Source organism: Streptomyces sp. NPDC020801 (assembly GCF_044334385.1).
Classification (GTDB): Bacteria; Actinomycetota; Actinomycetes; order Streptomycetales; family Streptomycetaceae; genus Streptomyces.
The window spans coordinates 318436-341562 of the sequence record NZ_JBIRST010000002.1 but is presented as its reverse complement, the minus strand read 5'-3'; the positions used below and the strand labels follow the sequence as shown (position 1 = coordinate 341562).

General features: G+C 72.5%; 24 protein-coding genes and 1 pseudogene. 15 read left to right on the top strand and 10 right to left on the bottom strand.

Annotated features, from left to right (window positions below; genetic code table 11):
- The first annotated feature begins 62 nt into the window (after positions 1-62).
- The 12 genes from ACH4UM_RS06400 (at position 63) to ACH4UM_RS06345 (ending at position 9843) form a co-directional block, all read left to right on the top strand.
- On the top strand, positions 63-1553 hold the full coding sequence (locus ACH4UM_RS06400) for a DNA cytosine methyltransferase (RefSeq protein WP_398174407.1): 1491 nt from the start codon (positions 63-65) through the stop codon (positions 1551-1553).
- A gap of 32 nt (positions 1554-1585) precedes the next feature.
- Entirely contained in the window at positions 1586-2311 is a 726-nt protein-coding gene (locus tag ACH4UM_RS06395) for a hypothetical protein (protein WP_398174404.1), read from the top strand.
- A gap of 19 nt (positions 2312-2330) precedes the next feature.
- Entirely contained in the window at positions 2331-2741 is a 411-nt protein-coding gene (locus ACH4UM_RS06390) for a hypothetical protein (protein WP_398174401.1), read from the top strand.
- A gap of 33 nt (positions 2742-2774) precedes the next feature.
- Entirely contained in the window at positions 2775-3584 is an 810-nt protein-coding gene (locus ACH4UM_RS06385) for a hypothetical protein (protein ID WP_398174398.1), read from the top strand.
- Between the two features lie 157 nt (positions 3585-3741).
- A complete protein-coding gene (locus ACH4UM_RS06380) occupies positions 3742-4083 on the top strand; it encodes an HU family DNA-binding protein (protein WP_398174395.1) in 342 nt (113 codons plus the stop codon).
- 62 nt (positions 4084-4145) lie between these two features.
- Complete coding sequence (locus tag ACH4UM_RS06375) at positions 4146-4646, top strand: hypothetical protein (RefSeq protein ID WP_398174392.1); 501 nt, start codon at positions 4146-4148, stop codon at positions 4644-4646.
- A 38-nt stretch (positions 4647-4684) separates the two neighbouring features.
- A complete protein-coding gene (locus ACH4UM_RS06370) occupies positions 4685-5272 on the top strand; it encodes a hypothetical protein (RefSeq protein WP_398174389.1) in 588 nt (195 codons plus the stop codon).
- Between the two features lie 298 nt (positions 5273-5570).
- A complete protein-coding gene (locus tag ACH4UM_RS06365) occupies positions 5571-6212 on the top strand; it encodes a hypothetical protein (protein WP_398174386.1) in 642 nt (213 codons plus the stop codon).
- Between the two features lie 60 nt (positions 6213-6272).
- Positions 6273-6575, top strand: a complete 303-nt coding sequence (locus ACH4UM_RS06360; RefSeq protein WP_398174383.1) for a hypothetical protein — start codon at positions 6273-6275, stop codon at positions 6573-6575.
- Positions 6576-6665: 90 nt separating this feature from the next.
- Positions 6666-7676, top strand: coding sequence for an N-6 DNA methylase (locus tag ACH4UM_RS06355; RefSeq protein WP_398174380.1), 1011 nt, complete (start codon positions 6666-6668; stop codon positions 7674-7676).
- The gene (locus tag ACH4UM_RS06350; protein ID WP_398174377.1) at positions 7673-8200 is read left to right on the top strand and encodes a hypothetical protein; all 528 of its coding nucleotides are present in this window, start codon (positions 7673-7675) and stop codon (positions 8198-8200) included. Before ACH4UM_RS06355 ends, ACH4UM_RS06350 begins: the two co-directional genes overlap by 4 nt.
- On the top strand, positions 8197-9843 hold the full coding sequence (locus ACH4UM_RS06345) for a DUF4192 family protein (RefSeq protein WP_398174374.1): 1647 nt from the start codon (positions 8197-8199) through the stop codon (positions 9841-9843). Before ACH4UM_RS06350 ends, ACH4UM_RS06345 begins: the two co-directional genes overlap by 4 nt.
- 167 nt (positions 9844-10010) lie before the next feature.
- Here the strand turns inward: ACH4UM_RS06345 and ACH4UM_RS06340 are convergent, their stop codons facing one another.
- The gene (locus tag ACH4UM_RS06340; RefSeq protein ID WP_398174371.1) at positions 10011-11498 is read right to left on the bottom strand and encodes a hypothetical protein; all 1488 of its coding nucleotides are present in this window, start codon (positions 11496-11498) and stop codon (positions 10011-10013) included.
- Between the two features lie 820 nt (positions 11499-12318).
- Between ACH4UM_RS06340 and ACH4UM_RS06335 the strand changes: the two genes are divergently transcribed.
- Positions 12319-12879, top strand: a complete 561-nt coding sequence (locus tag ACH4UM_RS06335; protein WP_398174369.1) for a hypothetical protein — start codon at positions 12319-12321, stop codon at positions 12877-12879.
- A gap of 222 nt (positions 12880-13101) precedes the next feature.
- Here the strand turns inward: ACH4UM_RS06335 and ACH4UM_RS06330 are convergent, their stop codons facing one another.
- Together ACH4UM_RS06330 and ACH4UM_RS06325 are read right to left on the bottom strand one after the other, a co-directional pair.
- On the bottom strand, positions 13102-13263 hold the full coding sequence (locus ACH4UM_RS06330; protein WP_398174366.1) for a hypothetical protein: 162 nt from the start codon (positions 13261-13263) through the stop codon (positions 13102-13104).
- Positions 13264-13340: 77 nt separating this feature from the next.
- The gene (locus tag ACH4UM_RS06325; protein WP_398174363.1) at positions 13341-14066 is read right to left on the bottom strand and encodes an ANTAR domain-containing response regulator; all 726 of its coding nucleotides are present in this window, start codon (positions 14064-14066) and stop codon (positions 13341-13343) included.
- Positions 14067-14580: 514 nt separating this feature from the next.
- Here ACH4UM_RS06325 and ACH4UM_RS06320 point away from each other — a divergent pair.
- Entirely contained in the window at positions 14581-14949 is a 369-nt protein-coding gene (locus ACH4UM_RS06320) for an STAS domain-containing protein (RefSeq protein WP_398174360.1), read from the top strand.
- A complete protein-coding gene (locus tag ACH4UM_RS06315; protein ID WP_398174357.1) occupies positions 14946-15878 on the top strand; it encodes an anti-sigma factor RsbA family regulatory protein in 933 nt (310 codons plus the stop codon). Before ACH4UM_RS06320 ends, ACH4UM_RS06315 begins: the two co-directional genes overlap by 4 nt.
- A 150-nt stretch (positions 15879-16028) precedes the next feature.
- Here the strand turns inward: ACH4UM_RS06315 and ACH4UM_RS06310 are convergent, their stop codons facing one another.
- The 7 genes and pseudogenes from ACH4UM_RS06310 to ACH4UM_RS06280 form a co-directional block, all read right to left on the bottom strand.
- On the bottom strand, positions 16029-17066 hold the full coding sequence (locus ACH4UM_RS06310) for a rod shape-determining protein (RefSeq protein ID WP_398174354.1): 1038 nt from the start codon (positions 17064-17066) through the stop codon (positions 16029-16031).
- Positions 17067-17194: 128 nt separating this feature from the next.
- Complete coding sequence (locus ACH4UM_RS06305; protein WP_398174351.1) at positions 17195-18706, bottom strand: carboxyl transferase domain-containing protein; 1512 nt, start codon at positions 18704-18706, stop codon at positions 17195-17197.
- Entirely contained in the window at positions 18699-20159 is a 1461-nt protein-coding gene (locus ACH4UM_RS06300) for an acyl-CoA synthetase (protein WP_398174348.1), read from the bottom strand. The genes ACH4UM_RS06305 and ACH4UM_RS06300 overlap by 8 nt, the downstream gene beginning before the upstream one ends.
- A 391-nt stretch (positions 20160-20550) precedes the next feature.
- Positions 20551-21168: a hypothetical protein gene (locus tag ACH4UM_RS06295; protein ID WP_398174345.1), complete on the bottom strand. Its 618-nt coding sequence runs from the start codon at positions 21166-21168 to the stop codon at positions 20551-20553.
- Positions 21119-22006 carry an FkbM family methyltransferase gene (locus ACH4UM_RS06290; protein WP_398174342.1) on the bottom strand — a complete coding sequence of 296 codons (888 nt, stop codon included), beginning with the start codon at positions 22004-22006 and terminating at the stop codon, positions 21119-21121. Before ACH4UM_RS06290 ends, ACH4UM_RS06295 begins: the two co-directional genes overlap by 50 nt.
- The gene (locus ACH4UM_RS06285) at positions 22003-22209 is read right to left on the bottom strand and encodes a Trm112 family protein (RefSeq protein WP_398175039.1); all 207 of its coding nucleotides are present in this window, start codon (positions 22207-22209) and stop codon (positions 22003-22005) included. The genes ACH4UM_RS06290 and ACH4UM_RS06285 overlap by 4 nt, the downstream gene beginning before the upstream one ends.
- Positions 22210-23115: pseudogene (locus ACH4UM_RS06280) on the bottom strand (hypothetical protein); the annotation flags it as partial.
- Between the last annotated feature and the right edge of the window lie 12 nt (positions 23116-23127).

Here is a 23127-nt window from a genome sequence, read left to right as displayed (position 1 = left end):
GACCACGGCCGCCCGGCCCAGCATCCGGGCCGGGCGGCCCCGCCTCCTGGAGACCCAAGACCGTGCCCCGATCCATCCACCTGCTCTGCGGAGCGGGCGGAGATGCCACCGGCCTGTTGGAAGCCGGATTCGACCCCATCCTCGGCATCAACCACTGGCAGACCGCCGTCGACACGTTCGGGCTCAACCACCCGAACGCGGCGGCGCGCTGCGCCGACATCCAGAACTACCCCATGCGCTGGCTCCCGAAGGCCCTCGTGCTGTGGGCCAGCGTCATCTGCACCGAGGTCAGCCCCGCCGGCGGGAAGAAGCGGCCCGACCCGGCGCAGGACGCCCTGTTCGAGGAAGAGGAGCAGTGGCGCGAACTGCCGCCCGAGGCATTCGAGATGACCCGGGTGACCGCCTGGTGCGTGCTGCGCGCCGCCGAGGCGAAGCGGTTCCCGTGCGTCGTCGTGGAGAACGTCGTCGAATTCATCACCGACTGGCTGCTGTTCCCCGAGTGGATCCGCGCCATGAAGAAGCTCGGCTACCGCGTCCAGATCGTCTCCGCGTCCTCCGCGCACATCGGGTCGGAGATAAATCCCTATGCCCCGCAGTGGCGCGACCGCGTGTATCTGGTCTTCACCCTCACCGGGATCCGCCGACCCGACCTCGCCCCGCGCCCGCTGGCCCACTGCTTCGAGTGCGGGCGGGACGTCAAGGCGCGCCAGAGCTGGCGTGACCCGCGGGTGAAGGTCGGCAAGTACCAGCAGCAGTACGACTATCGCTGCCCGAACAGCCGCTGCCGCCACGCGCTCGTAGAGCCGTACGTCCGGCCCGCCTCCGACGTGATCATGTGGGACGACATCGGCCAGCGCATTGGGGACCGCGCCCGCCCGCTGGTGCCCAACACCATGCGCCGCATCGCGGCCGGACTGGCGAAGTTCCCCTACGAGCCGTCCGTCGTCACGCTCACGCACGGCAAGGACGGCACCGACCGGGCCTTCGCCCCGCGCGCCCGACCGCTGCCCACCCGCACGGCCAAGCTCGGTGAAGCCCTGCTGGTGCCGGTCGGCGGCTCGTGGAACGACACAGCCTCGCCCGTCGAGGAGCCGATGCGCACCCGCACTACCCGGGAGAGCGAAGCCCTCGTCACGGTGGACCCGTTCATCGTGGAGTTCCGCAACAACTGCGACGCCGCGCCGATCGACGCACCGCTGAGCACCATCGCCACGGCCCGCCACCACGGCCTGGTCGTGCCCGACGGCGATATCCGCACCCGGGCACGCAACACGCTGGTGATCCCGTACCGCAAGGCAGCGCCGAAGACTGCTTCCGAGCCTCTGCACACGCTGTCGACCCGCGACTCTGCGGCCGTCGTGCGCAGCGCGCCCGCGATCGAGGACTGCCACTTCCGCATGTTGCAGCCCCGCGAGCAGCTGCGCGGCCAGCGGTTCCCCGACACCTACGAGGTCGTCGGCTCCAAGGCCGCCCAGACCCAGCAAGCCGGCAACGCGGTGAGCGTCAACGTCGCCCGGTGGATCGGCGAACGCCTCAAGCCCGTCCTCGCCTGACCCCATCCCCAAGAAGAAGGGACACCCCTGCCATGACACCGTCAGCACACGACCGGGTGGCCATCCTGGCTCAACAGCGGGAGGAGCTGTCGCTCGCGCTCCGCCGAGCCGAGCAAGCTCACTGCCTGGCCATCATCGATCACCTCGCGGCCAAGATCCGTGCCCGCTGCCCCGAGGCCGTTTACGTGGCCTTCGACCGCAGCGGCGAAGACCGCGCCGTCACCATCCACGGCGGGCTCGGCGAGCAGCCGAGCCCGCTGGGAGCGTGCCCTTGGCTGTGGGACGGCACCGAGACCGGCCATCCGCTCAACGAGATCGACTCGGACATCACCCTGGACGTCGAGTACGCGCTCCTGCCCCCGACCTCACCCGCGTGGGCGCTCGTGCACCGCAACACGGGCATGGACGGCAGTTGGCTTCTGGAGCTGCCCCCGGTCGACCGCGCGGCCCGCGCGGCCGAGCTGATACGCGGGCACCACCCTGCGGCGACGGCGATCGTCGTGGACGGCAGCGCGGGCGGGGGCCGGGTCATCGGGGTCATCGAGGAACAGGCTGATGGCGACGCCCCCGTCCCCGTGGCCCGGCCACGCCTCAGCCGCGCATGCGACGACGCTCTCACGCGCCTCGTCGCGCAAGTCTTCCTTCTCCCGCCGCTGACCGACCGTCACCTGATGCCGGTACCGCACGGCTTTGCCCACCCCCACGGCTCCAGCGTCAGCGATCAGGTCCGCCTGATGCCGCTGCCGCCGACCGCCTAGCCGACGGGAGGAGGAGCAGATGAGCGGCAACGGGTGGGTCGGTGAGGCCCCCTGCGCCGGGGACGCCCGCTTCACATCCGAGGAGACGGCGGCCGAAGCCCCGACGGAGCCGCTGGTCCTCTCCCTCCTCGCGGCCTGCCAGGGCTGCCCGTTCCGTTCGCAGTGCATCGACCTGGTCATGCCGAGCACGAGCCTGTTCGACGGCGTGTGCGGCGGGCGGCTCTGGCGCAACGGCCAGGTCCTCGCGACCTGCGAGGGCGCTCAGCCCGCCGAACTACGCGAGCGCGGCCGACGCCCGATCATCCACGGCACTGAAGCCGGTGCCCGTGCCCATAACCGGCGCGGGGAGCGCGCCTGCTCCCTGTGCCTGGAGGCCGGACGGCTCGCCCAGCAAGCCCGCCGGGCCCGCAAACGCGCTTCCGGTTCCTGATCACCACCCCTACGACTCCTGCGGAGACACGACATGTTCACCATCAAGGCCCGCGACCTGGCGGCCATCCTCGACCAGGTCGCCCCGCACCGCCTCCGGGCGGACAAGGACGCCGACGACCTCGACGCCCTGATCCTCGACTGCACGCCCGGCCACCTCCACGTCGTCGCGTGCAGCGACCGGACGCTCGCCGTCGCCCGCACTCCCGTCGCGGGCGAGGTGTGGACGGCCCCCGTCGGCTACGACGACGCCACCGCGCTGCGCGGCTGGCTGGAGTCGTCCGACACCGTCACCATCGAACACATCACCAGGGGCGGCCACCAGATGCTCCGCTTCACCGAGGGCATCGCGCAGCTCACCGTCCCCGCCGCACCCCACGTCGGCCGCCTGCCCTGGCGCGCCCTGCTGCGCCTGGTGCTCGACGCCCGCGAACACCCGCTGGCGCAGGGGCGCCCCGTGCAGCTCAACGCCGACGACCTGTCCATGTGGCTGAGCGCCGGCGGCAACGGCGAGGCCATCGAGTTCCGCTCCCTTGGACCGGTGGGCACCCTGGTGACTGCCGGACCCGACTTCCTCGGCCTCCAGACCCCGCACGGATGGGACGGGCCGGAGCCCGGTCAGGGCTGGTCCTCGTCGCTGCGCACCCGCCTGTTCCTCTTCGCCGGGCAGTTCCTCGAGGTCGGGGCGCGCTACGCGGATCGCACGGGTACGGCGTGGGTCGTGCCCGCCCGGCCCCGCCCCGGCGAGGAGCCGCGGCTGATCTCGGCGGACTACGCGGCCGTCACCCTGCCCATCTCCCAGGTGCTCGCGGTCGGCACGTTCCTCATCCGCCTGCCTAACTGAGCCGAGATAGGTGACATTTGTGAATCATGTTGCGCGGTCCCGTACTCCGGGGTGCGACCAGGTCGCGGACCCGGGCTACGGACTGAACCTGTGGCCCGCCGCGTGGCGCGCCCGTCCCTCGACTCCTGCGGCCAAGCCGAATCGAAAGGAACCCTCTGTGAACAAGGCCCAGCTCATCCAGGCCGTGGCGAAGTCGACCGGCAACCGCGCTCAGGCGGCCGACGCCGTGGAGGCCGCGCTCGACGCGATAGTCCGCGCCGTCGCCGCCGGTGAAGTCGTCTCCATCACCGGCTTCGGCAGCCTCACCCCCGAGGTGCGCCCTGCCCGTACCGCCCGCAACCCGCAGACCGGTGAGCCGGTGGAGATCGCTGAGCGCCGAGTTGTGAAGTTCCGACCCGGAGCCCGGTTCCAGGACCTCGTCGCGGGCCGCCGGGCGATGCCCGAGTCCGGCAACTGCATCCAGAAGGACCCCAAGACCCCCAAGGCTGCCCGCCCGTAACCCGCTGCACACCAGGGGCCGTCCCGGCACGCGCCGAGACGGCCCCGCCGAAGGAGTTCGAGATGAACGACCGTTCTGTGGGCGTCGAGATCGACGCCACGGCGAAGTGGCTGGAGCAGCGGGACATGGTTGGCGCGGCCCGTCTGCTACGGCGCGTCGCGCGCCAGAGGGACGAGGCCGTGCGGCAGCTCGGCCTTCGCCCCTCCTCACCCGGGCATCAGGCGGGCGGTGACGAGTGCGCCGCTCCGCGCGACCTGGACGCCGCCGCCGAAGCGGCGATGCTGCGCACCGATGTGGCGCGTCTCCAGGCCCTGGCCGAGCGTGCCGGCTGGGTGCCCGACCCGGACGCGAAGCGCCTGTGGCACTGGCGCGATGGCTGGTGGGAACTGAGCTACCGCCGCAGGAATCCGAAGGACGGCTACCACGACACCGGCTGGTATTTGTGGGGGCCGCCCGGCAGTTACGACGGCGAGTGGACGGCCCGCGCCAAGACTGCGGCCATAGCTGAGGCCAACCGGCTTATCGCCGACCATCGCGCCGCAAGCGGCGAGAGTGATCGGTGACCGCCGAACTTCAAAGCGCCCCGGTGACCCTGCCGAGCGTGCAGGAGAGGGGGGAGTGGCAGCCGCGGGTTGTCGGCCTCGACCTGTCGCTGACCTCGACCGGTATCGCGGGGACGGACTGGGCGCGGGCGTACCGGCCCGGCCTGCGCCGCAGCCACGAGCGGCTGGACTGGCTGGTCACGGCTGTCGCGCTGAGCATGAAGGACGGCGCGGACCTGGTGGTCGTCGAGGGCGCCGCGTACGCCCAGGGCGGGCAGGCTGGGCACCACGAGCTGGCCGGGCTGTGGTGGCTGGTCACGCAGTACCTGTGGCGGCACCGCATCCCGTATGCCGTTGTGACCCCGCACGGGCGCACGATCTACGCGACCGGCCGGGCCAACCCGGCCCAGGACTTCCCGCGTAAGGACCCGGCCCGTATCGCGAAGGGCATGGTGCGCTCGGTGGCCGTCGAGCGGTACGGCGTTCCGTGCGAAGGGCCGGGCCGCTACGACCAGGCGGACGCCGCGATCCTCGCCGCGATGGGACTCGACTGGCTCGGCTACCCGACGGTGCCCGTGCCCGACTCGCACCGCCGTGCGCTGGAGGCCGTCCGCTGGCCCGACCTCATTCCGGCAGCCGCAAATTAGGGAATTCAATTGCGGAAATTAAATGCGCATTCAGTTGGCCATACCTTGCTTCTGGGGTATTTGCCATTAAGATATAAGTAAGGAATTCGGGAAATACCCGAAAACAAAGGGGGATTGGAATGGAAACCCAGAACCACGGATGCGGCTGCGAGTGCAACAGCGGCGGCTTCTGCGGCGGCTGCGGCCACGCCGGATGCGGCCGACGCCGCTAACCAACCCCGAACCCCAGCAGCACCCCGCGCCCCCGGCCAACCGCCGGGGGCGCACCCATACGCGCAAGCGCCTCTTGGAGAACCCCATGACCGACAACTACTCGCCCGGAGTCCGACAACTCGCCCACGAAATAGGGCTCCACCCCGAACACGTCGCACACGCCGTCCGCCTCGCCTCACGCACCTTCGCCCGCGTGCAGGTGACCACCGGCATGACCCTCGACCAGTTCCGCCGCCTGTTCACCCAGGACCGGCACTCCATCGCCATCGTCGCGAACCTCGCCATGCGCCACGCCGGCCGCCGCGACGACGCCCAAATCCTCATGGACATCTACAAGGCCGCCGAAGGCCGCCTCCCGTACGAGCGGCCCATCCACACCGGCGTCGGCACCCTGCCCGAATGCCACGGCCACCCGCACGTCCAGGCTGCCGTACGCATCCTGACCGCCGCCGGACTGCCGCCCATCCACACCGACGGCACCCACGAACTCCGCCCCGGCTTCCAGGTCCTGCCCGACGACACCGGAGACCTGCCCGGCTGGGTGTTCATCGCCCCCGACCCCGGCGCCAAGCGCCGCACCGGCTTCGCGGGCGGAGACCTCGGCTACCTCGCCGTCATGCGCTGGGCCGGATGGGGCGTCATCACCGAACGCCTCCCCGGCGGCCTGTACGCCGCCTGCCACCCCGACCACCGGGACAACCCTTTCCCCACCGCCCCCACCTCCTGACCCGCCCGTGCCCGGCCGCCCTGCGCGGCCGGGCACGGCCCACCAGAAAGGCATCAGCCCGTGAAGCTCCCCGTTGACGACGCCACCCTGGCGGCCTGGTCCACTCTGCTCGGCCTCACCGACAAGCAGACCGCCGCGACCCTCGCCGAGATCGAGGAGACCCTGCGCATCGGTTACGAGCACCGCCCCGACGAGCTGCGCGACACCAGCTTCGACCAGCTCATCAGCGACATGGACACCGACGAGGCGGCCCTGATGTTCCTCATCAACGGCCTGCGCCAAGCCGGTTACCCCGCCGCTGCCTACGACGTCGAGATCCGCGGCATCTTCGCCACCCTCCGGGACCTTCAGCAGACCAGCTGATCCCGCTCCCCACCCCACCACACGCCGCCCCGGCCGCGCACCGCGCACCGGGGCGGCCCCATGCGCGCCCGCAGAAAGGAACCCGCAGCCATGTCCGACGACTTCTTGCCCCGCGCGGCAGCCCCGGCCACCGCCGCGCGGCCCGCGCCGTCGTGGGCGAAGAAGCCCCCGCCCAAGTCCAAGGCCCGCCCCACCGGCAAGATCACCGCCCGCCGCTACGCCGCCCCGCGCGACCCACACGAGCACGCCCGCAAGATCGCGGAGAACGTCCTCGATGCTTGGTACCAGTCCTTCGGCGGCAGCAGCATCGACGTCCCCCTCGGCACCGTCGCCGGGCTCTCCTTGCTGCGCAACGTGCCCGGCCTGGCGGACTGGGTGCTCAACCTCCAGCCCGAACAACTCCCGCAGCTCCTCAAGGAGATCTACCTCGGCCACTGGATCAAGCGCCCCGACCTGATCAACCGCGCGATACGCCTCCACGACTGGGCCTGGAACCCCGACCCCGACAAGCAGCAGCTCCGCGCCGTCCACGCCGTCACCCGCGCCGCCATCAACACCGGCCTGATGGACCTCACCGGCCACGACGACGCCTGGCAACGCTCCGAAGCCGACGTCCTCAGCCCTCTGCTCACCGGCCTCCGCCACAAGAGCGACAAGAAGTGGCGCGGCGAGTACCACACGCCGGCGTGCGTCACCGACCTGATGGCCAACATGACCGTGGACAAGGACTTCGCCAAGCCAGGCATGTCCTTCCGCGAACCCGCCGTCGGCTCCGGCACCATGTTCCGCTCCGTCGCCCAACGCCTGCGCGACCTCGGCCTCAACCCGCACGACTTCCACTGGTACGGCAACGACATCGACTCGCTGTCCGCCGGGTGCGCCGCCGTCAACGCGATCATCTGGGACCTCGGCCCACGCTGCCTCATCGGCTGCGCCGACTCCCTCGCACTGGAAGACGACCACGCCAAGACCCGCGCCGAAGCCAAAGAAGCCTTCGAGCAGCGCGACCGGTACATGGACACGGCTCGCACGATCATCGCCCACCGCCGCGCCGTCGCCCTCCTCGACGAACTCATGCCCAGCAGAGAGAACGCCGCGTGACCGAACCCGACCCCTACGACCGACCAGGCACCACCCCGGCACCGCGCCGCCGACGCCCGGCCTTCGCCGGCCCCCGCGACGAGATCGACCTGCCGCCCCTCGACCAGCTCGCCCCCACCCTCGACCCGCCATGGAGCAAGGAGGACACCGACACCCCCGACCGCACCGCCGCCTACCAGCACCCCGCCGGCCACCGCATCGGCCTCCGCGTCCAGCCACGCGGCCTCGCCATCCAGACCTGGATCACCGCAGGCCCCCACCTGCCGCCGATCCCCGACGGCACCGACATCGAGCAAGCCGAAGCACAAGCCGCCAACGACGCCCGACTCCAACCCGGCCGCACCTGGCACGCCGTCCTGACCACCCGCACCAGCAAAGCCCTCGCCGCCGACCTTGCCGCACTCGTCCGCGAACGGCTGCTCCCAGCCCTCACGAACAAGCCACGCGGCATGCCCGCCCCCGCACCACCCGCCCGCATCGGGCAGCCCGACACCCCATCACAGAACGAAGGAACCCAGAAGTGAGCACGCCCGACAACACGGTGCAGGTCACCAGCCTGCCCAACCTCGCCCAGATCCTGCCGTACCTCCTCGGCCACTACCCAGACGACAGCATCGCGCTCCACGCCCCCGGCCCGAACTTCCACGACGGGCCGACCATGACATGCCCCCTTCCTGACGACAGCTCCGAGTGGCAAGCCACCGCCGAGCACGCCGCCCGTCAGTTCGTGGCCTACGCCCACGACCGCGGCCGTGACCTCGCTGAGGGCGTCATCATCTACCTGTGCCGCGAACCGCGCCCCGGCCAGAGCCCCGAGGAGACCGCCGCGCTCCTCGCCCCCATCGGCACCTGGCTCACGAACGAGTTCGTAAAGCACCGCGCCAACGTCCTCCAGACGATCGGACTCGTCGCGAACCGGTGGTGGGCCTACGAGTGCGACATCGACGGATGCTGCGAGGGCGAACCGCTCCCGTCCCCCGACGACCCCACCAGCGTCGCCGCACAGATGAACCGCCTCGGCCGCACTCCCGGCCCCCGCACCCGCGACATCATCAAGGAGTTCCGGGCCACGGCGGACCCCCACTTCCTCAAGGACCTGCACACCGCCGCCGACGACTTCAACTCGCGGTGCGCGACCACCGCCGGACGCGACGCCACGCTCGCACTGACGCTGGAGCAGATCGACGCGGCCATGAGCCGGTTCCGTGAGGGGGCAACCGCCCTCAGCCGCACCCTGACCGCACAGCTCATCGTCGGCCTTCAAAACGACGCTGCCGTGGAGGCCGGCGTGGCCCACGCGGAGGACGACGACCTTCCCCACGCCCGACGCTTGTGGGCCTACCTCGCCCGGCACTGCGCCGAACCGTTCACGCAGGAGGCCGTGCCCATCCTGACGCTGTTCGCCTTCGTCGCCTGGCGGCAAGGCGACCTCATCGCCGCGCGGCTCGCCCTGCGCGACGCCATCACCACCGACTCCGAGTACGAGCTGGCCACGGGCATACACCTCGGCACGATCGACGGCGAAGACCCCCGAGACTGGCTCGCCACCGCCCGCGAGGGCCGCGCCCACCACGCGGCGCACCTCCAGCACGCCGTCGAGGTCGCCAGTGAATACCGCCCCACCACCGACACCACCGCGGTGCGCTACCGCGAAGCACTCGATGCAGCAGCCACCCACTACTACGACCAGGTCCGGACCGAAGACGGACGACTCCTCGCCCGCTATGGCACCATCGACCTCATCAACGGAGCCTTGGCCGATTTCCGCAGCGGCCGTCCCCAGCTCACGGACGAGATCGCCGCTCGCATCATCCTCGGCCTGCAGGAACTGCACGCGAGGGATGCCGCGCTGTCCACCGGCGAGGAGAGTGACCTTCCCTACGAGCGACAGCTGTGGGGCTACCTCGCCCGGCGCTGCGTGTCGCCGCACACCGGTGAGGCGCCGCCGCTCCTCACCCTTCTCGGCTGGGTCGCCTGGCGTCAGGGCGACACCGTCACCGCCAGCCACGCCTTCGCCGAAGCCCTCGACATCTACCCCGGCTACACGATGGCCAAGCTGCTGCTCGACGGCATCCGCAAGCAGTGCGACCCGGCCCGGCTCCTGTCGATGTACCGCGAAGCGGCGGCGGAGTTCACCGCAAGCCGACCGGACCTCGACACCCCTTGACTGACACCGTGGCCCCGGCAACCGCCGGGGCCACCGGCCCGGAGACCCCATGGCTGCTCACCGCAGACAGGGCCGCGCTCTCGGGTACAGACGGCGCGGCCCTGTCGCATCGGTCAGGAGTGCGGCTAGCGATGCTCGCACTACACAAAGGCGAGGCACGCCTCCCCTTAGAAAGTGCTCCATGCCGATGCGTGCGCCTCCGGACCGTAGGGACTCCACCCATTGAGGTGCGGCTTGAGATCTTCCGGCTCGAACGCTAGCCCGGACGGCATAGTCGGTAGTTGTGTCAGAGGGTCGAGGGTCTCCGCGTAGTCGCGTGCCCACCGCAACCAGGCGCGAGCCGATTCGACGTCGACGTCCTCTTCTGTCGCTGCGTTGAGCCTGCGCTCCAGCGCGTCGCAGTACTGGCGTAGCGCGTGCGCATCCTGCCACTGCCTTGCCTGCTCACGGAGAATCGTTGCGAAGTGAGTCTGAGCAGCCTTCTCTCTGGCCGTAGCCATGGCCGCTTCCCAGCGGGTGCGGCGCTCTTCCTTCGCTCGTTCCTCATCCAGCTTCCTCTGCTGCTCCTCGACCGCGCGAGTCTCCAGTTCCCGGAGCACGATGCCGAGGACGTCCTCGAGTTTTGACCGCTTGCGGTCGCCCCAGTGGTGCTGCCGCTTGGACCGGCTGTACCCGATGTCCAGAGCGAGCTGCTGAGAGCGGTCTGGATCGGCAGACTGGGGAAACTCCTGCTTGATAGCGACGCAGCTGGTGAAGCCGTCGATAACGATCGCCAGCACCCCTTCCCGACAACTCGCGGGGAAGTACCGGCCGTTGTAATAGTGCGCTGAACGGTGGTCACGCTCAGGGACCCGCTGCTCGCGTACCTTGTATCCCCGGCGTTCCGCCTCTGCTGCGAGCCCTTGCAGCAGCAGCAAAGCACGGCGACGCAGAGAGGGCGGCATAAGAAGCCGGCGCTCGCTGTCTCGCAAGGCCGCCACGACGCGGTGCGGCGAGCGCAACTGCCCGGGGACTGAAACCCGCGGGTTCTCCTCTGGGGACCTCCGCCCAGAGTTGGCATGTGGGCCGTCTACCAACGAGATTTGCAGATCACGGCCAGCGTTCCACAGTCGCTGCTTCTCGATGCGCTTGCCCGCCGGCGCGAGTTTGTGCCGCTTGGCGAAGTCGATGACACGTCGCCACTCGGTGATCTCATCCTCGTCAGGCTCTGATATGACCACATGGCGCTCGGCGACCAATCGTTCCACGAGCTTGGTCGCTTTTGCGCGGCGCGCGACGGGGATGGGCCTTTCGCTGTACGGCGTTGGCTGCTTCTTATGGGTGGTCGCTGGCTTGCTCCCATGAGCTGTCGCCGTTGTCGTGGAGCCGCGGACCCTGCCCTTCGCCACGGTAACCGGTGCCTTCGACTCACCAGCAGCCGTGCGCCCGTGTGCCGGATGCTCCGGATGATGACCGTGCTGCAGGTAGAACCGCCCTGCCTCAGTAACTTCCGCCCGCCAGCCGCCACCCCGGCGGCTCACCGTCACGAGACCGCGATCGCGCAGCGCATAGGTTGACCGCCGCATGCCCGGATCCTGAGCGCCGGGATCCTCGTCGGCAGCAAGTTTCCTGAGGAGCGTGAGTTGTCGATCGTTCAACGCTTTCCAGCGGTGCATGCGACAAGTTCACAAGGAAACAAGGCGGGTCACAAGTGGCCGTCGATGCCCTCGACCAGCGTGTCAGCACGCAGCCGGGCCGACATGCTCGCCCTGCTCGGGGCCGACTTCGGTACTCTTGTCCGCAGGCGGCTGACCAGTAGAAACGCCGTATGGCTCCACCCCCGGGCGAAGGGGGCGGAGTCCTTTCCGTCTGTAAGGCACTCCGCTGCGTGAGAGTTCGAGACCTAGTCTTCCCCCACGTTCAACCTGCATTGATCCAGCTGACGTCCCCAAGCGCCTCCTCCCGGAAGGCTCTCGGGAGACCGCCAGTGGACACGCAGTGGACGGAAGGACCCGGAAGGATCAGGAAGACCGGCGCAGAGCCAGAACGGCGAAGTGCCTCTGACCTGCGGTTATAGGAAGATCGGGGCAAGAGCGAGGACGGATCGGAAGATCCGAAAAGGACTCATAATCCGTCGGCCGTGGGTTCGAGTCCCACCCGCCCCACCAGGCGTTACGCGCGCAGAATCGATCTGACCTGCGGTTTCGCGGCCTCGCCTTGACCCAGTCTGTGGCCCCCGGAGTCGATCCGGGGGCCACTGGCGCGTGTTGGCCGGGTTTCCCACCCGCCCGGGGGAACGCCTCGCACGGCTGGGCGATACCGCGTCAAGAACCAAGCCGGTGCCATGTGTTCATCTCTGGATGTCATGGGCTTGACAAATCTTCAACCAATGGGCCTCTCGGGTCGGCAAAGGGGTCTACCCGCATAGATGAAACCGGTGCTGTCATGCCCACGACCGCCCGGAACCTGCCGGGCATCGCACCGGGAGACCCCCACATGTCCCGCATACCGAGCCCCATCAGTCCCACCGGTCCCGCCGGCCTCACCCGCTCCCTGTCCACCGGCCTCGCGGCACTCGCCCTCGCCGCCGCGGGCCTCACCGTCGCCGGCGGCACCGCCCACGCCGCCTCCTGCAGCCAGGCCCACCTCCCCCTGCCCGACCCCGCCTGCCAGCCCGGTGCCCTCAACCCCGACGTCACCCAGAGCACCATCGGCTCCACCATCTGTGTCTCCGGGTGGACCGCGACCGTACGGCCGTCCAGCTCCTACACCACCGCGCTGAAGAAGAAGCAGATCGTCGACTACGGCTACGCCGACACGAGCACGTCGGACTACGAGGAGGACCACTTCGTGCCGCTCGAACTCGGCGGCGCCCCGAAGAGCGAGCAGAACCTCTGGCCCGAGCCGGAGTACGGCAGCAAGACCGCCGCGAACAAGGACACGGTCGAGAACAAGCTGAAGAAGGCCGTGTGCGCCGGCTCCGTCGGCCTCTCCGACGCCCAGGACGCGATCATCACCGACTGGACGACCGCGCTGGACCGCCTCGGCCTGAGCTGAGACCTCGGGCGGCGCCGCGACGACCCGGGCCGCCGCGCCGGCCGGGTGACCGCGCCCGGGTGACCGCGCCGGCCCGGGTGACCACGACGGCCCGGGTGACCACGACGTCGGGGCGACGGCGCCGGCCGGGACCTGCCGCCGGAGCCGGACCGCCGCCGTACCGGTCACGGAAGCGGTACGGCGCCGGTACGGCGGCGGTCACGCGGGCCCGGCACCGGCGCGTCAGTACGGGTCGTCGGCGGCGTCGGCCGTCTCGGGGAGGTCGTCCCGGCCGCCCTCGGCCTGGGAGGGTGTCGGGTACGGGGTCTCCGGCGGTTCGGCGGTGCGCCGGGAGTCGTTGTCGTCGCGTTCGCCCTCGGCCTGGGAAGGGGTGTGCTCTCTCATCGTGGTGACTCCTGCGGACGGGGGGTGGTCACTCGGGGGCCGGGTACCCCGGAACGCACACCGACACCGCCGGTGCGTCACCGCGCCGCCGGCACACCGGGGCCGGACGCCTGGGCGACCGCCGTGCGCAGGGCCGTGCGGATCTCCTCCGGGGGCGCGGGTCCGTCGGGCCGCGCCCCGGCGGTGACCGCCGCGGCCACCGTGCGCAGTTTCGTGTTGGACCGCTGGGAGGCCTCCCGCAGGATCTCCCAGGCCCGCTCGGGCGTGCAGGCGTGGGCGGCCATCAGGATCCCGCGTGCCTGGTCGATCACCGGGCGGGACGCCATGGCCTGGTGCAGCTGCTCCACCTCCTCCTGCAACTGCAGGAGCCGCTCCGCCCGCTCCAGGGCCACCGCGGAGCCCGCCAGGGGTTCCGGCTGCCCTGGCCCCGGTCCGTCGAGCGGCGGGTGCAGGGGATCGGCGCTGTCCAGGCCGGCCAGCTCCAGGATGCGGCGCGGCTGGCCCGTCCAGCCGGTGGCCGTCACCTCGGCCTGATGGCGCCGCCCGTGGTCGTCGAGGGTGTCCAGGAACTCCAGTCCCGCCGTGTCCATGAAGGTCACCCCGGCCATGTCGAGGCCGACCCGGCCGGTTCCGGGCGGCAGTTCGGCCAGTGCCCTGGCCAGGGTGTCCGCGCAGCCGTGGACCAGCTCCCCGCGCGGGGTGAGCGACGCCCGGCCGTCCGCGGCCGTGCGTACGTCGATGGTCAGCGTGTCGGCAAGTGTGTTCAGCCGTCGTGCGAGAGGTGGTGGTGCCACTGAGGTCATGTCCCCGCCTTGTTCGCTCCCGGCAGTCCTCGCGCGTCCTCGCGACGTCGCGTTCCCGTCGCCACCGGGCCGCGCAGGGACGCGGGCCGCGGACGCGTGACGCGAAGTACGCAGGGTCCCGGCGGTGCTGCCGTGCGCCTGCCCGCTCCCGCGGTGTCCCACACACCCCGGGGAAGACGGGAGCCGTCCCTGATGTGGCCGCCTGGGCCCGGGCGTCAACGGCCCCCCACCGCCACCGGGACGGCCCGGCGCGGCGACGGCCCGGGCGCGGGGGAGGAGCCGGAGCCGGGAGCGGGGGACGAGCCGGGGGCGGGCCGCGGCCGGGGGAAGGGCCGGGGCCGGGCGCCGGGTGGGGCCCCGGCGCCGGGGCGGGGGCTGTGCGCGGAGGCATCACCAGCGGTCCCCGTACGGTGTCCGTGCCGCACCGGGTCCCCGACGGGGTACCCGAACGGGACGGGGCCACGAGGGCGCGGAGCATACTGTTGTCCACGCCCAGGAACAACAGGGAGGCGATGTGGACACCCCGGACCGCATGGGACCTCCGGCGGGCGGCGCCGTCCCGGACGGCACGGCGCCCGAACTGAAGGTGTCTTCGCTGCCCCGGCGGACCGGTCTGCGGGCGGCGGGCGAGGTGAGCCTGGCCACGCGTGTGATCTGGGAGCACGCGCTGGACCGGGCGGTGCGCGAGGGTGAGGACGTGTACGACCTGGAGCTTTCGGCCGTGACGTTCGTCGACGTCGCCGGCGTCGGCGTACTGGCGGACGCGGTACGGCAGCTCGAGCCGGGCCGCCGGATAGTGCTGCACCGGCCGCCGCCCGCGCTGCCCCGGATACTGGAGATGTTCTGGCCAGGTCTCCCGGGGATCGAGGTGACGATGTCATGACCGCCACCACCGGACCCTTCGTGCACCCCGCCCTGTTCTACCGGGACGAGGCGGAGTACCTCGCCGGCACGGTGCCCTTCGTGCGCGCCGGGCTGGAGTCCGGCGAGCCGGTGGCGGTGGCCGTCCCCGGCGAGAACCTGCGGCTGATCGAGGCCGAACTGGGCACGGACGCGGGCGCCGTACGGCTGCTGGACATGCGCGAGGCCGGCCGCAACCCCGGCCGGATCATCCCCGGGGTGCTGCGTGCCTTCGCCGACTCCCAGCCGGCCGGACGCCGGGTGCGGATGGTCGGCGAGCCGGTCTGGGCCGGCCGCACGCCCACCGAGTACCCCGCCTGTGTCCAGCACGAGGCGCTGATCAACGAGGCTTTCCAGGGCCGCGAGGTCACCATCCTGTGCCCGTACGACGCCGCCCGTCTGGACGAGCGGACCCTCACGGACGCCCACGCCACCCACCCCCTCGTCATCCCTCCCGGCTCCCGCGGGGAGCAGAACAGCGCCGCCTACGACCCCCAGGACGTCCTCGCGCGGTACAACGAGCCGCTGCCGCCCGCACCGGACGCGCTGTCCTTCGCCTTCACGGCGCAGACGTTGTCGCAGGCCCGGCACGTCGCCACCGCCGAGGGGGCGCGGCTGGGCCTGGCGGACATCCGGCTGGAGGACATGGCCCTGGTCGCGGCCGAGCTGACCACCAACAGCGTGGTGCACGGCGGCGGTTCGGGCGAACTGCGGGTGTGGGCCGAGCACGGGCACGTGCTGTGCGAGGTACGGGACGAGGGCCGCCTGGACGACCCGCTGGCCGGACGCCGGCCCGCCGCCCGCGACCAGCGCGGCGGCCGCGGGCTGCTGCTGGTCAACCTCGTCGCCGACCTGGTCCGTGCGCACACCGGCCAGGAGGGCACCACCGTTCGCTGCTGGTTCGTCCGCTGACGAACCGTATCGCCACCGCCCGCCTGCACCGCGGCGCCCGAAAGCCCGCGCCGGAGCAGCAGGCCGCGCCGGAGCAGCCGCACACCCGGAAGCACGAGCAGCCGCACACCCGGAAGCCGAGCGCGGCCGGGACCGGGAGTCCGGGCTGCCTCAGGCGCCCAGCGGGTTCAGCACCAGCGGCTCGATCCTTCCCTCCAGCATGGCGCCCAGTCCCTGGACCGCACACACGTCGGGACGCTCGGCGATGTGCACCGGCATGCCGGTCGCCTCCCGCAGCATCTGGTCCAGGCCCGGGAGCAGCGCGGAGCCGCCGACCATCATGATCCCGCGGTCGGCGAGGTCGGCCACCAGGTCGGGCGGGCACTCGCGCAGCACCGTGTAGATGCCGTCGAGCACGGCGGTCAGCGGCGTCTGGATGGCTTCCCGCACGGCGGCGGTGTCGATCCGTACCGACCGGGCCAGGCCGGTGGCCACGTCCCGCCCGTGGATCTCCGTGGAGGCCGGACCGTGCGCCGTGAGCCCGTTGCCGGACAGAGCGACCTGCAGCGGCCGTACGGACTGGCTGGGCAGCATCAACTCGTGCTCGTGGCGCAGGTGCTGGACGATCGCGTGGTCGACGGCCTCGCCGCCGACGGGGACGCGCCGGGCGGTGACGATCGAGCCGAGCGAGAGCACGGCCACCTGGGTCGCGGCGGCCCCGCACACCATGATCATGGTGGCCTCGGGCTGCTCCACGGGCAGCCCGCAGCCGACGGCCGCGGCGATGAGGGTGTCGACGAGTTCCACGCGGCGGGCACCGAGCCCGACGAGGGTCTCGATCGTGGCCCGCTGGGCGAGCGGATCGGCGTCGTGCGGGGTGCACGCGGCGGCCCGCAGCCGGGGTTTGCGGCGCAGGCTGCGGCGCATCCGGTCGCCCAGCAGATGGCGCAGCATGCGCTGGGCCATCTCGATGTCGACGACCGTGCCGCCGGAGACCGGGCGGGCGACGCGGATGTAGTCGGGGGTGCGGCCCGTCATCTTCTCGGCGAACTCGCCGACCGCGATCAGGGCGCCGGTACGGGAGTTGACGGCGGCGACCGAGGGCTGGTCGACGACGAGCCCCGCGCCCTTGATGTAGACACGGGTCCTGGCCGCTCCCAGGTCGACGGCGATGTGACAGCGGCGCAGCTGCTCCAGGCTGGCGGTCATGGCAGATCCTCCCGAGAGCGCGGACCGTGACGGCCGCCGGGCGGCGGCCCTACTCGCATCCTGCGGGGGTGGGGGAGCGGGCGCCTGTTCAAGGGGGCCGGGTGGGGCAGGGGCCGGGTGAAGGCACGTCACCCGTGGCCGACGATGCCCCGGATCACACCGAGTTCCAGCAGGTCCTGGGGGCGGATACGGAGCTCGTCGGCCGTGTCGGGCGCCCGGCCCGGCGGGCGCTTGAGGATCGCGGCCGCGAGCTCCGGGGCGATCACCGAGAAATAGCTGTCCGCCGTGGCCCAGGTGTTGCCGGGCGCGGCCAGGGCGAGGGCGCCGCCCGAGCCGCCCTCGCCGATCACCAGCGTGGTGATCGGCGTACGGGCGGACGCCACCGCGCCGAACAGGCCGGCGATCGCGGCCCCGGCGCCCTGCCGCTCCGCCTCGGCGTCGTTGGCGGCTCCCGGGGTGTCCACCAGGGTCAGGACCGGAATGCCGAGCCGGTCCGCGAGCCGGACCAGCCGGGCGGCGGCGCGGTAGCCGGCGGGGCGGGTGGCGGTGCCGGTCTGGGCGGCGTAGGCGACGGTACGGCCCTGGTGCTCGCCGAAGCCGCAGAGCATGCCGTCGTCGGTGCCGCCGCAGCGGTCGCCGTGCAGGGCCGCCCGCCGGGTGAAGTAGGCGTCCAGATACCGCGCGGCGCGGGGGCGCTCGGGGGCGCGGGCGCGCCGCACGGCCTCCCAGCCGGTGGCGGGCAGGACGGTGGCGGGAGGGTCGGCGGTGGGCGGCCGCAGAGGCCCGGCGGCGGGCGGACTGGGATGCCGCGGGGAGCCGCCCGCCGCTGCGCCGGACGCGGGGTGTGGGCCGGCCGGTGCCGTCCGGCGCGCACCGGGGGCGCGGTCCGCGCCGGTTGCGTCGGCCCGGCCGGAGGATGGGCCGCCGGGTGTCGGCAGGGCGTGCGGTGGCGGTGCCGCGGCCGTGGACGGCCTGGTCAGGAGGCGAAGCCACAGCCCCAGCGTCTCCCGCAGCTCCCCGGCCGGTACGACGGCGTCCGCCGAGCCCGCCGCGAGCTGCGCCTCGGCCGTGTACGCCGCCGGATCGGCGTCCGCCGGCCGGACGCGGGAGCCGGCGAAGCCGACCTGGGCGCCGGGCAGGGCGAGCACCACGTCCGCGCCCGCGCCGAGGGTGGCCCAGCCGCCGCCCGTCGTGGGGTCGCGCAGCACGGCGATCTGCGGCAGCCCGGCCGCCCGGGTGAGCGCCGCCTGGCGGGCCATGCGCTGGAGCTGGGTGAGGGCGAGCATGCCCTCCTGCATCCGGCTGCCGCCGGTGGCGATCAGCGGGACGACCGGCAGGCGGTGTTCGCGGGCGTGTGCGTACGCGGACTCCAGGCGGTCGCCGGTGCGTTCGCCCAGCGAGCCGCCGAGGAAGCCGAACTCGAAGGCGATCAGCACGGCCGGCGTGCCCTGGACGCGCCCGGTGCCGCACACCACGGACTCACGCTCGCCGGTGCGCTCGGCGGCGCGGGCGCGCGAGGCGTCGTAGCCCTGCCAGCCGAGCGGGCCGTCGGGCGTGTACTCACGTATGACGGCGGGCAGTTCGGCGAAGTCGTCGGTGACGAGGGCGATCGCCTGCCGGGCGGAGAGCCGCTCACCCATGGGGCAGCGCCCGCTTCATGATCTTCCCCATGTCGTTGCGGGGCAGGGAGTCCAGGAGCCGGACGGCACGGGGCCGTTTGTGCGGGGCGAGCCGGCGGGCGACATGATCGGCCAGCTCTCCGGCGCCGGGCGGGGACTGCGGATCGGTCGGGACGATCCAGGCGACGATCCGCTCCCCGAGGTCGGCGTCCGGCTCCCCGGTGACGGCGGCCTCGCGCACGGCGGGGTGTTCGAGGAGAGCGTTCTCGATCTCACCGGCGCCGATCTTGTAACCACCGCTCTTGATCAGGTCGGTGGCCTTCCGGCCGACGATGCGGACGTAGCCGTCCGGGTCGCGCACCGCCATGTCCCCGGTGCGGAAGAAGCCGTCGGCGGTGAAGGCGGCGGCCGTCGCGTCGGGCCGGTTCAGGTACTCGGTGAACAGGTTCGGCCCGCGCACCTGGATCTCGCCGACCGTCTCCCCGTCGTACGCCGTGATCGCCGTACCGTCCTCCTCCACCAGCCGCAGCTCGACGCCCGGCAGCGGAACGCCGACCGTCCCCGCGCGGGCCTCCCCGTCGGCCCGCACGCTGGTGTTCATCAGCGTCTCCGTCATGCCGTACCGCTCGATCACCCGGCGTCCGGTCGCCGCGGCGATCCGCTCGTGGTCGTGCACGGGCAGCGCGGCGGACCCGGAGACCAGCAGCCGCGCGCCCGAGAGCGCCTTGGCCAGCTCCGGATCGCCGGGCAGTGCCTCCGCGATCCGGTGGTACATGGTGGGTACCCCGAAGAACATGGTCGCCCCGCCGTTCAGCTCGCGGGCCACGCCCCCGGTCGTGAACCTCCCCAGATGCCGCACGGTCCCGCCCCGCCGCAGCGGCCCGAGGATGCCCAGCACCAGCCCGTGCACATGGAACAGCGGCAGCCCCTGCACCAGCACGTCCGCGCCCGTCCACTGCCAGGCGTCGGCGAGTGCGTCCAGGGTGGCCGCGAGGGCCCGGCGCGGAATGACCGCACCCTTGGGCGGCCCGGTGGTGCCGGAGGTGTAGACGACGAAGGCCGGGTCGCCGTCGCCGGCGCCGCGGTCCCCGGGAAGGGGACCGGGAACGGCACCGGTGCCGCGTACGTCGACGTCGGCGCGCTCCAGGCCGGCCAGTGCGGAGGGCAGTTCCTCCCCGGGCCCGGCCAGCACCAGCGACGGCGCGCTGTCGGCCAGGATGTGCCCGAGCTCCTTCTCGCCCGACTGCGGGTTGAGCGGCACGGCGGCCACGCCGGCCAGCAGCGTGCCCACCACCGCGACGGCCGTCTCCAGCGTCGGAGTGGCCCACACGGCGACCCGCGTCCGGCCGCGCACCCGCCCACCGACGGCCCCGGCCGCCGCCGCGAGCTCCGCATACGTCAGCGACCGGTCATCGAACCGCAGGGCGACTCGCTCGCCGGGATCGCCCGTCAGGGCGGGAAAGAGGGAGGACACGCGGCGGACTCCTTGCGACTCTCGACGGCTTGCGGACCTGCTGGGAACGATGCTGCCGGGGACGGCCCCTCCGTTCCTACCCCACGCCCGGCGAGATCCGTCACCGCCCGGACTTGATGCCGGTCACAGGTGTTTCGAAGGCCGCGGCGGTTGTTGGCCTGCGATCCCTCGATCCGCCCGAACCGCCGTACGCAGCCCGAACCACCGTACGCAGAGGGAGCCCGCCGTGTCCCGTGTCGCACTCGCCACCTACGACCACGGCGCGCAGCCGGGCGGTGCGCGAAGGTGACGCGGCTCGCCGATCCGGCCGACGTGTTGCGCCGGAACACCGACAGGCGGTACCTCGGCCGGCGAACCGGGCGCCGGCCCCGAAGGCCGGCTCGACGACGAACTACGGCTCGCTGATCCGGGTCCGCTGCAACAGGCCCCAGGTGAACTCGGCGGTCACCTCTCGCCGTACACCTCGCGCGTCGGGGGCGGTGAACGCCAGGCCCCAGCGGGTGGGGGCGGTGCCCTCCAGGGGGCGGGCGGGGGCGAAGGCCCGGGCGGCCTCGTCGACCGTGCAGGACCAGGGAGTGAGGTCCTCGACGGTCCGCAGATCCGGGGCCTTGGCGTCCGGGGCGCGGACCAGCCACTCGTTCCAGACCTGCCCGTTCGCCCCGACCAGCACCTCGAAGCGCAGGCCGGGCCAGAGGGGGAGCGGCCACTGCCGGGCCTCGCAGTCCAGGTCGCCGACGCGGCGGGCGGTCGCCGACTCCGGCTCGCCGAGGATCGAGCGGTACCTCGAGGCGGCCGCGCGGGCCCGGGGGGAGTGCAGCATCGCCTGCCAGCGCTTGTTGGCCTCCCGCATCCCGGCGATGGAGACGCCCAGCTCGTGGCGGGCGTCCTCCACCAGGTCCGGATTGTGGTCGGCCATGCGGCGCAGCAGCACCAGCTGGAAGTCGAGCGGGGTGAAGGGGCTAGCGGGGTGCCCGGGGCGCTTTCCGGAGGGCGTCGGCATGGCATCCATCGTCGCTCACCCGGGCCGCGTCCACCCGGGCCGCGTCCACCCGGGCCGCGTCCACCCGGCCCCCGCCGGGTCGGCGGCCGTCCGGCAGGAACAGCACCGAGTTGACGTAGCGAGGGCCGCGGAAGGGCAGCACCCGGCGCAGCAGGCCGTGCTGGGCGACGTGCGCCGTCCGCGCCTGGTGTTCCGCCAGCGGGAAGGAGGCCAGCGGGAGCCAGTCGGCGCCCGGCAGCACCCAGCCCGCGTAACCCAGCAGCTCCAGGTACCGCACCACCGGCCCGACCGGCTGGATACGGGTCTCCAGCTCGACGAAGAGGGCCGGGCGGTCGCGGGCCAGCAGACCGGTCGCGCCGCGCAGCACCGCCAGCTCGCTGCCGTCCACGTCGACCTTGACGAAACCGACCTCGCGCAGCCCCAGGTCGTCGAGGGCGACGCGCTCGACCGGCAGTGCGCGGGCGTGGATGTCCCGCCGGACCAGCGAGGACACGCCCCGGTCGCCCGCGTCGTCCGGCGGCAGCCACAGGCGGGCGGGGCCGGGCCGGTCGGCCGCGGCGGCCTGGATCACCCGCACGTTCGCCGGCGTCGCCGCGGCCAGCAGCCGCGCCAGGTGCGGCACCGGTTCCACGGTCACCACCCGGCGGGCGCGGGCCGCCAGGCGGTGCGTCCACGGGCCGTACCAGCCGCCCACGTCCACCGCCGTACCGCAGTCCGGCGGGCACAGCTCGCCCAGCCGCGCCAGCTCCGGTTCAAAGCGCGGGTACACCGCCCGGGCGGCCGCGGCCACCAGGCGGGCGGGCAGCAGCGGGGCCAGCCGGGCGGCCAGGGTGGGTGGTCGGTTCATCGGGCCATCCGCTTCAGGAGCTCCTCGTGCTCGTCGTCCGGGACCTGCTCCCCGGACGCCGGCAGCAACTGCGGGATGCCGTCGACGATCGGGTAGCGGCGGCGCAGCCTCGGGTTGTAGAGCGCCTCCTCGGACAGCAGGTGCAGCGGGCCCTTGTCGAGCGGGCAGGCCAGGATCTTCAGCAACGGGTCGTCGGGGTTCATGGGGGGTGTCGACTCCTTGGCACCGTCGGGAGGTCGGGGAGCGGTGTCGTGCTTGGGCATGGCCAGCAGCACGGCCACCGCCAGGGCCGTGCCCGTGATGCGCAGGGCCAGCCGCAGCGGGTGGTGCGGCAGCGCCTCGCCGAACGCCAGCGTGCCGAGCACCGCCGTGAACAGGCACGTCACGGTCGTGCAGACGGGCACGATCAGCGAGGCCCGGCAGCGCTGCAGCGCCGCCTGCGACATGACGAGGCCGAACGCGCCGGTGAACAGCAGCAGATACGGGTACGGGGAGCGCAGCACGCCCGCCACCACGCCGCCCGGACCGTCCCCGGCGCTCAGACGGCCGGAGACGCCCTTGACGGCGAGCGAGCTGACCCCGTAGAGCAGCCCCACCGCCACGCCGTACTCGACACCGGTGGCCGGCCGGCGGTGCCGGTGCCCGGTGCGGCGCTCGGTGGCCCGGTACAGCGCGACGCCGCCCCACAGCGACGGCACGCACACCAGCAGCACCAGCGGATACGGGGCGTCCCGGCCCACGGTGTCGGAGTGCTGGTCCAGCGACAGCACCACCATCAGCAGCGCCAACAGGATCGCGCCGAGCGCGTACCGTTCCCGGCCGGTGGTCTCCTCGCCCAGCAGCCGCGCGGACAGCAGCACGAGCAGCACCAGACCGGAGACGAAGATGCCCTGCGCGGCGGCGATCGGCAGCGTCCGGTAGACGACGAGCTGCGCCCCGAAACCGGCCGCCAGGGCCAGCGACCCGCCGATCCACAGCGGGCTGCCCAGCACCATCCGCAGCAGCCGCAGCGGCCGCCGCACGGACACCTCGGGCAGTGCGGCAAGGGCCCGTTTCTCCAGCACGAACCCGGTGCTGTACAGCACGTTCGCCAGCAGTGCCGCGGCCACTCCCCACCACAC

What these genes read in the sequence shown, in the direction of transcription:
- ACH4UM_RS06365 (WP_398174386.1), top strand. Translation starts at nt 5,571, where the DNA reads ATGACCGACAACTACTCGCCCGGAGTCCGACAACTCGCCCACGAAATA.
- ACH4UM_RS06285 (WP_398175039.1), bottom strand. Translation starts at nt 22,209, where the DNA reads ATGAACCCCGACGACCCGTTGCTGAAGATCCTGGCCTGCCCGCTCGAC.
- ACH4UM_RS06355 (WP_398174380.1), top strand. Translation starts at nt 6,666, where the DNA reads ATGTCCGACGACTTCTTGCCCCGCGCGGCAGCCCCGGCCACCGCCGCG.
- ACH4UM_RS06385 (WP_398174398.1), top strand. Translation starts at nt 2,775, where the DNA reads ATGTTCACCATCAAGGCCCGCGACCTGGCGGCCATCCTCGACCAGGTC.
- ACH4UM_RS06315 (WP_398174357.1), top strand. Translation starts at nt 14,946, where the DNA reads ATGACCGCCACCACCGGACCCTTCGTGCACCCCGCCCTGTTCTACCGG.
- ACH4UM_RS06335 (WP_398174369.1), top strand. Translation starts at nt 12,319, where the DNA reads ATGTCCCGCATACCGAGCCCCATCAGTCCCACCGGTCCCGCCGGCCTC.
- ACH4UM_RS06290 (WP_398174342.1), bottom strand. Translation starts at nt 22,006, where the DNA reads ATGAACCGACCACCCACCCTGGCCGCCCGGCTGGCCCCGCTGCTGCCC.
- ACH4UM_RS06340 (WP_398174371.1), bottom strand. Translation starts at nt 11,498, where the DNA reads ATGCACCGCTGGAAAGCGTTGAACGATCGACAACTCACGCTCCTCAGG.
- ACH4UM_RS06325 (WP_398174363.1), bottom strand. Translation starts at nt 14,066, where the DNA reads ATGACCTCAGTGGCACCACCACCTCTCGCACGACGGCTGAACACACTT.
- ACH4UM_RS06295 (WP_398174345.1), bottom strand. Translation starts at nt 21,168, where the DNA reads ATGGATGCCATGCCGACGCCCTCCGGAAAGCGCCCCGGGCACCCCGCT.
- ACH4UM_RS06330 (WP_398174366.1), bottom strand. Translation starts at nt 13,263, where the DNA reads ATGAGAGAGCACACCCCTTCCCAGGCCGAGGGCGAACGCGACGACAAC.
- ACH4UM_RS06395 (WP_398174404.1), top strand. Translation starts at nt 1,586, where the DNA reads ATGACACCGTCAGCACACGACCGGGTGGCCATCCTGGCTCAACAGCGG.
- ACH4UM_RS06310 (WP_398174354.1), bottom strand. Translation starts at nt 17,066, where the DNA reads ATGACCGCCAGCCTGGAGCAGCTGCGCCGCTGTCACATCGCCGTCGAC.
- ACH4UM_RS06390 (WP_398174401.1), top strand. Translation starts at nt 2,331, where the DNA reads ATGAGCGGCAACGGGTGGGTCGGTGAGGCCCCCTGCGCCGGGGACGCC.
- ACH4UM_RS06305 (WP_398174351.1), bottom strand. Translation starts at nt 18,706, where the DNA reads ATGGGTGAGCGGCTCTCCGCCCGGCAGGCGATCGCCCTCGTCACCGAC.
- ACH4UM_RS06375 (WP_398174392.1), top strand. Translation starts at nt 4,146, where the DNA reads ATGAACGACCGTTCTGTGGGCGTCGAGATCGACGCCACGGCGAAGTGG.